General features: G+C 62.9%; 4 protein-coding genes and 1 rRNA gene. 4 read left to right on the top strand and 1 reads right to left on the bottom strand.

All coding sequences use genetic code 11. The features are described 5' to 3' along the window. Window positions 1–118 precede the first annotated feature (118 nt). Together rrf and mrdA are read left to right on the top strand one after the other, a co-directional pair. Window positions 119–234 (top strand): 5S ribosomal RNA (gene rrf / locus AC1RGE_RS10935). 221 nt (window positions 235–455) lie between these two features. Then, window positions 456–2,348: a penicillin-binding protein 2 gene (gene mrdA / locus AC1RGE_RS10930; protein ID WP_011062421.1), complete on the top strand. Its 1,893-nt coding sequence runs from the start codon at window positions 456–458 to the stop codon at window positions 2,346–2,348. Window position 2,349: 1 nt separating this feature from the next. Here the strand turns inward: mrdA and AC1RGE_RS10925 are convergent, their stop codons facing one another. Beyond that, the gene (locus tag AC1RGE_RS10925; RefSeq protein WP_401403672.1) at window positions 2,350–3,315 is read right to left on the bottom strand and encodes a LysR family transcriptional regulator; all 966 of its coding nucleotides are present in this window, start codon (window positions 3,313–3,315) and stop codon (window positions 2,350–2,352) included. 178 nt (window positions 3,316–3,493) lie between these two features. Here AC1RGE_RS10925 and AC1RGE_RS10920 point away from each other — a divergent pair, with 178 nt between their 5' ends. Together AC1RGE_RS10920 and AC1RGE_RS10915 are read left to right on the top strand one after the other, a co-directional pair. Then, window positions 3,494–4,807, top strand: a complete 1,314-nt coding sequence (locus AC1RGE_RS10920) for an MFS transporter (protein WP_492584222.1) — start codon at window positions 3,494–3,496, stop codon at window positions 4,805–4,807. A 19-nt stretch (window positions 4,808–4,826) separates the two neighbouring features. Further along, window positions 4,827–6,056, top strand: coding sequence for a Zn-dependent hydrolase (locus AC1RGE_RS10915; RefSeq protein WP_492584270.1), 1,230 nt, complete (start codon window positions 4,827–4,829; stop codon window positions 6,054–6,056). Window positions 6,057–6,066 lie beyond the last annotated feature (10 nt).

Raw genomic sequence — 6,066 nt, 5'->3', positions numbered from 1 at the left:
TTAAGAAGCGAGTTGCGGTGTGTGAAGACGATACAAACCGAAAGTTTGCGAACACACAAATCTATTACATACCCATTCGCTGGCACGTTGCACAAGCAACGGACTGGCTACCGAATTTCTTGACGACCATAGAGCGTTGGAACCACCTGATCCCATCCCGAACTCAGAAGTGAAACGATGCATCGCCGATGGTAGTGTGGGGTTTCCCCATGTGAGAGTAGGTCATCGTCAAGATTAAATTCCGAAACCCCAACTGCGCATGCAGTTGGGGTTTTGTTTTTGCGCGTGGAAAAACTTGCGGTATCCAAGTAGCCACCAAGGCGCCATTGATCAGCCGCGATGGAAATCCTCTCAAAGTCCGTGGGTGGTTTTTGGTATGGTGCAGCTCTTTTTAAAGGACTTGAGTTCATCCGCACGGAACAGCGTCGACCTCTATTCACCGAGAAGCTGTAGCAATGCCCGAAGCGATTCCGATCAAGGACCACGAGAAAGAAAGCCGCCTGGTCAACAAACGGCTGCTGGCCTGTGCCGTATTGGTGGTGGCCATCACCTGCGCCCTGGTGGCGCGGATGTATTTTCTGCAAGTGGTGGAGTTCGACTACCACTCCACCGTTTCCGAGAACAACCGCGTCCATGTGCTGCCGATCACTCCCACCCGTGGGTTGATCTACGACCGCAACGGAGTGGTCCTGGCGGACAACCGCCCCAGCTTCAACCTGACGATCACTCGCGAACGCACCACCGACCTCAAGGGCGAGCTGGACACCGTGGTCGATCTGCTGCACTTGCCCCCGGAAGACCGCACGCTGTTCGACAAGGAGATGAAGCAGGCCCGTCATCCCTTCGTCCCCGTGACCCTGTTCTATGAGCTCACCGAAGAGCAGATCGCCGTGCTCGCGGTCAACGAATACCGGTTGCCCGGCCTGGACGTGGAAGCCCAGTTCGTCCGTCACTATCCCCTAGGCGCACACTTTGCCCACTCCATCGGTTACGTCGGGCGGATCAACGAGAAAGAAGCCAAGACCCTGGACTCGGTGGAGTACCGTGGCACCCAATCCATCGGCAAGACCGGCATCGAGAAGTTCTACGAAGCCGAACTGCACGGTCATGTCGGCTATGAGGAAGTAGAAACCAACGCCCAGGGCCGGGTGATGAGAGTGCTCAAGCACACCGATCCGATCCCCGGGAAGAGCATCGTCCTGAGCCTGGACATCAAGCTCCAGGAAGCCGCTGAGGAGGCCCTGGGCGATCGCCGTGGTTCCGTGGTGGCTCTGGACCCTGCCACCGGCGAAGTCCTGGCCATGGTCAGCAAGCCAAGTTTCGACCCCAACCTGTTCGTCACCGGCATCAGCTTCAAGGAATACGCTGCGCTGCACGACTCCATCGACCGGCCCCTGTTCAACCGAGTGCTGCGGGGCCTCTACGCGCCGGGCTCCACCATCAAGCCGGAAGTGGCGATTGCCGGCCTCGATAGCGGCGTGGTTACCGCTTCGACCCGGGTCTTCGATCCGGGCTATTACCAACTGCCGGACTTCGACCACAAGTACCGCAACTGGAACCACAGCGGCGATGGCTGGGTGGACATGGACGCAGCGATCATGCGTTCCAACGACACCTACTTCTATGACCTGGCGCACAAGCTCGGCATCGACCGCCTGCACGACTACATGGCGATGTTCGGTCTGGGCGAGAAGGTCTCTCTGGACATGTTCGAAGAGTCTCCCGGCCTGATGCCCTCCCAGGCCTGGAAACGCGCCACCCGTCGCCAGCCATGGTTCCCGGGGGAAACCGTGATCCTCGGCATCGGCCAGGGCTATATGCAAGTCACGCCGCTGCAACTGGCCCAGGCCACCGCGCTGATTGCCAACAAGGGCGTGTGGAACCGTCCGCACCTGGCCAAGACCATCGATGGCGTGGCCCCGGTGGACGAGCATCCGATGCCCAACATCCTGCTGAAGAACCCCCGTGACTGGGATCAGGTCAACCACGGCATGCAGATGGTGATGCACGATCCCCGCGGTATCGCCCGCGCCGCGGCAGCCGGGGCGCAGTACCGCATCGCCGGCAAGAGTGGTACGGCCCAGGTGGTGGCGATCAAGCAGGGCGAGCGCTATGACCGTCTCAAGACCCGCGAGCGCAACCGTGACAACGCCCTGTTCGTGGGCTTCGCCCCGGCGGAGCATCCACAGATCGTGATTTCGGTGATGATCGAGAACGGCGAAGCCGGTGGTCGGGTGGCTGGCCCCGTGGTGCGGCAGATCATGGACGCCTGGCTACTGGACCAGAACGGCCACCTCAAGCCGCAGTACGCAGCCCCGGCCAAGGCCCCTGGCGATCCCCACGTCTGAATCATTTCAACATCAGGCTACCCGGCACCGGCTCATGCTGACTGAGCATGTGCTGGATGCTCTGCAGAAACAGTACCTCGGCCCGGCTCATGCGCTGCTCGCGGTTCCACAGCAGGTGAATGTCGACATCGGCAATGCCTTCGTGTGGCGGCAGGCGCCACAGCAGCCCGGCTTCGGTATCGGCCGCCACCACATGCTCCGGCAGGCAGCCGATGCCGAAGCCGGCGATCACCAGGCGTCGTACTTCTTCCAGGCTCGGGGATGAGGCGACGATGCGCCCGCTAAAGCCCTGCTGATCGCGAAAGATGGTCAGCGGCGAGAGCATGCCGCCGATCTGGTCGCTGGTGAAACTGACGAAATTCTCCCGTTGCAGATCGCCCTCGGCCACATCCCCGCGGCCGAACAGCGGGTGGTGCTTGCCGCAGAAAAACGCATAGCGCTGACGCAGGAACAGCCGCTGTTCCAGGCGCGGCTGTGGCCGGCGGTTAAGGCTCAAGCCCAGGGTCGCGGTCTTTTCCTGCAGGGCGCTGACGATATCCGAGCTGCGCATCACTTCCACCTCCAGATCGACCCGCGGGTGCTGACGATGGAAGTCGGCCAGGAAGTCGTCGAAACGTTCGCTGAAGATCCGGCTGATGATCAACAGCCGCACTTTGCCGATCACTTCGTCGGCGGGCTGTTCCAGCATGCTGCTGACCTGGGACATCTGGCCGTAGATCTCTCCGGCCAGTGCGAAAATCTGCTCACCCACTTCGGTCAGGGCAAAGCGTGGGCCGCGCCGGGCAATCAACTGCCGGCCCAGTTGTTCTTCCAGGCGCTTGAGGGCCTGGCTGACCGCCGGCTGGGTCAAGTGCAGGCGCGCCGCTGCACGGCTGATGCTCAGCTCCTGGCCAATCACCCGAAAGGTGCGCAACAGGTTCCAGTCGAGGCGGTCGTTGAGCAGGCGGCGGGCATCGCGGTCGGACATGGCAGGGGCTCTGGTTCGGGCTGTAGCTGAATAATAAGCCAGGATAATAATCGAGATAACCAATAGAAAATTGACTAATTATCCCCCGGAACGGATAAATCCACCCCAGACAGGTGCCAGCAGAAGCCCCTGCGCCCGACCCTTCCTCCTGCCAAAAAAATAATCAAGGGAGCCAACCATGAAGCCTTCCGCTTCGCCTCAGCCTCGCCGGGCTGCGGCCGCCGCCTTTATCGGCACCATGATCGAATGGTACGACTTCTACATCTACGCCACCGCCGCGGCGCTGGTGTTCGGAGCCTTGTTCTTCCCCTCCGACGACAAGCTGTTCAGCACCATGGCCGCCTTCGGCACCTTTGCCGTGGGCTTCTTCGCCCGACCTTTGGGAGGCATCATCTTTGGCCATATCGGCGACCGCATCGGCCGCAAGAAATCCCTGGTCATCACCCTGCTGATGATGGGCGTGGTCACGGTCTGCATCGGCCTGCTGCCAACTTATGCACAGATCGGTGCCCTGGCGCCGGTGCTGCTGATCCTGCTGCGCATCGTCCAGGGCATTGCCGTGGGCGGTGAGTGGGGCGGGGCGGTGTTGATGGCCGGCGAGCACGCGCCCAAGGGCCGGCGCAACTTCTTCGCGTCTTTCGCCCAGCTGGGCAGCCCGGCGGGGCTGATCCTTTCGCTGCTGGCCTTCAGCGCCGTGACCCGCCTGCCCGAGGACGCCCTGATGAGCTGGGGCTGGCGCCTGCCGTTCCTGGCCAGTGCGCTGTTGCTGCTGGTGGGCCTGGCGATTCGCCTGGGGGTCAACGAATCGCCGGAGTTCCTCGCCAGTCGCGAGCTGGCGGCCAGGTCGCTACGCAAGGAGCAGGCTCCGGTAATGGAGGTGCTGCGCACCGCCTGGCGTCCCTTGCTACTGTGCATCGGCGCCAACACCCTGGGGATTGCCGGGGTGTATTTCACCAACACCTTCATGATTGCCTACACCACCCAGCAGTTGGAGATACCCCGTTCACTGATCCTTGAATGCCTGTTCGTGGTGGCGCTCATCCAGTTCTGCATTCAGCCCCTGGCCGCCTGGACCGCCGAGAAAATCGGCGCCACGCGCTTTCTCTGCCTGGTGTCGCTGCTGGCCATGGCATCGCCCTATCCGATGTTCGTGCTGGTGAGTTCCGGGCAGGCGCCGCTGATGATCCTCGGCATTGCCCTGGCGGTGGTGTGCATGGCTTCCTTCTATGCGGTGATCGCCGGTTACGTCAGCGGCATGTTCGAGACCCGGGTGCGCTACACCGCGATCTCCCTGGCCTATCAGGTCTGCGGTGCCCTGGCCGGCGGCCTGACCCCGCTGATCGGTACCTGGCTGGCCTATCGGTTCATTGGCCAATGGTGGCCGATGGCGGTGTTCTACAGCCTGATCGCTGCCGTTTCGCTGATCTGCGTGCTGGCCCTGGCACGCCGGCACGCTCACGCCCATCGCCTGGAAATGGCATCCCACGCCTGATTGTCTGGAGAATCTGATGATGTTGAAAATCAATGGCCAGCGCCTCTGGACGAGCCTGATGGCCATGGCCGAAATCGGTGCCACGGCCCGTGGCGGCAGCTGCCGCCTGGCCTTGAGCGATGAAGACCGGGCCGGTCGCGAACTGTTTGCCCACTGGTGCACCGAGGCCGGCATGAGCCTGAGCGTCGACCCCATTGGCAACCTGTTTGCCCGGCGCCCAGGTAGCGACCCGGACGCTGCCCCGGTAATGATGGGCAGCCATCTGGACACCCAGCCCGAAGGCGGGCGCTTTGATGGGGTCTACGGTGTGCTGGCCGGATTGGAAGTGGTACGCACGCTCAATGACCTAGGGATCCAGACCCGCAAGCCCCTGGAAGTGGCGGTCTGGACCAACGAGGAGGGCGCGCGTTTCACCCCGGCGATGTTCGGCTCGGCGGTGTTCACCGGGGGCATGGCCCTGGACGCCGCCCTGGCGGTGCGTGACGCCGATGGCATCAGCGTCGCCCAGGCCCTGCAGCGCACCGGTTATGCCGGCAGCCGGCCCCTGGGCGCAGCGGTGGATGCCTACTTCGAAGCCCATATCGAACAGGGCCCGATCCTTGAAGACAACGCCAAGAGCATCGGCGTGGTCAGCGGCGGCCAGGCCATCCGCTGGCTCGATGTGCAGGTCGAAGGCCTGGCGGCTCACGCCGGCACCACGCCGATGCCGCTACGCAAGGATGCGCTGTACGGCGCGGCGCAGATGATTCTTGCAGTGGAGCAGTTGGCAGCGGATTTTGCCCCCCAGGGCCTGACCACCGTGGGTGAGCTGAGCATCGCCAAGTCGTCGCGCAATACCATTCCCGGCCTGTTGAGCTTCACCGTCGACCTGCGCCACCACCAGGATCGGCAGATCGCCGCCATGGAGCAGCAGGTCGAGGAACGCCTGCAGGCCATCGCCGGCCAGCGCGGGCTCAAGGTCAGTATCAGCCGGCACTGGGTCAGCCCGGCCACGCCATTTGATGCCGAGTGCGTGGCGGCGGTGCAGCAGGCGGTGGATGGCCTGGGCTACGCTCAGCAGTCCATCGTCAGCGGCGCTGGCCACGACGCCATCTTGCTGGCCCGCTATTGCCCGACGGCCATGGTGTTCATTCCCTGTGTCGGTGGCCTGAGCCACAACGAAGCCGAAGACGTGTTGCCCGAGGACGTGCGCCAGGGCGCCGATGTATTGCTTAACGCCGTGCTGGCCCGTGCCGGCCAGGTTGAATAAGGAGAAGGTC

The sequence above is a fragment of the Pseudomonas sp. GW823-FHT02C05 genome (assembly GCF_058797595.1).
The sequence above is the reverse complement of the archived record's forward strand: the minus strand, read 5'-3'. Positions and strand labels throughout refer to the sequence as shown.

What these genes read in the sequence shown, in the direction of transcription:
- mrdA (WP_011062421.1), top strand. Translation starts at nt 456, where the DNA reads ATGCCCGAAGCGATTCCGATCAAGGACCACGAGAAAGAAAGCCGCCTG.
- AC1RGE_RS10920 (WP_492584222.1), top strand. Translation starts at nt 3,494, where the DNA reads ATGAAGCCTTCCGCTTCGCCTCAGCCTCGCCGGGCTGCGGCCGCCGCC.
- AC1RGE_RS10925 (WP_401403672.1), bottom strand. Translation starts at nt 3,315, where the DNA reads ATGTCCGACCGCGATGCCCGCCGCCTGCTCAACGACCGCCTCGACTGG.
- AC1RGE_RS10915 (WP_492584270.1), top strand. Translation starts at nt 4,827, where the DNA reads ATGTTGAAAATCAATGGCCAGCGCCTCTGGACGAGCCTGATGGCCATG.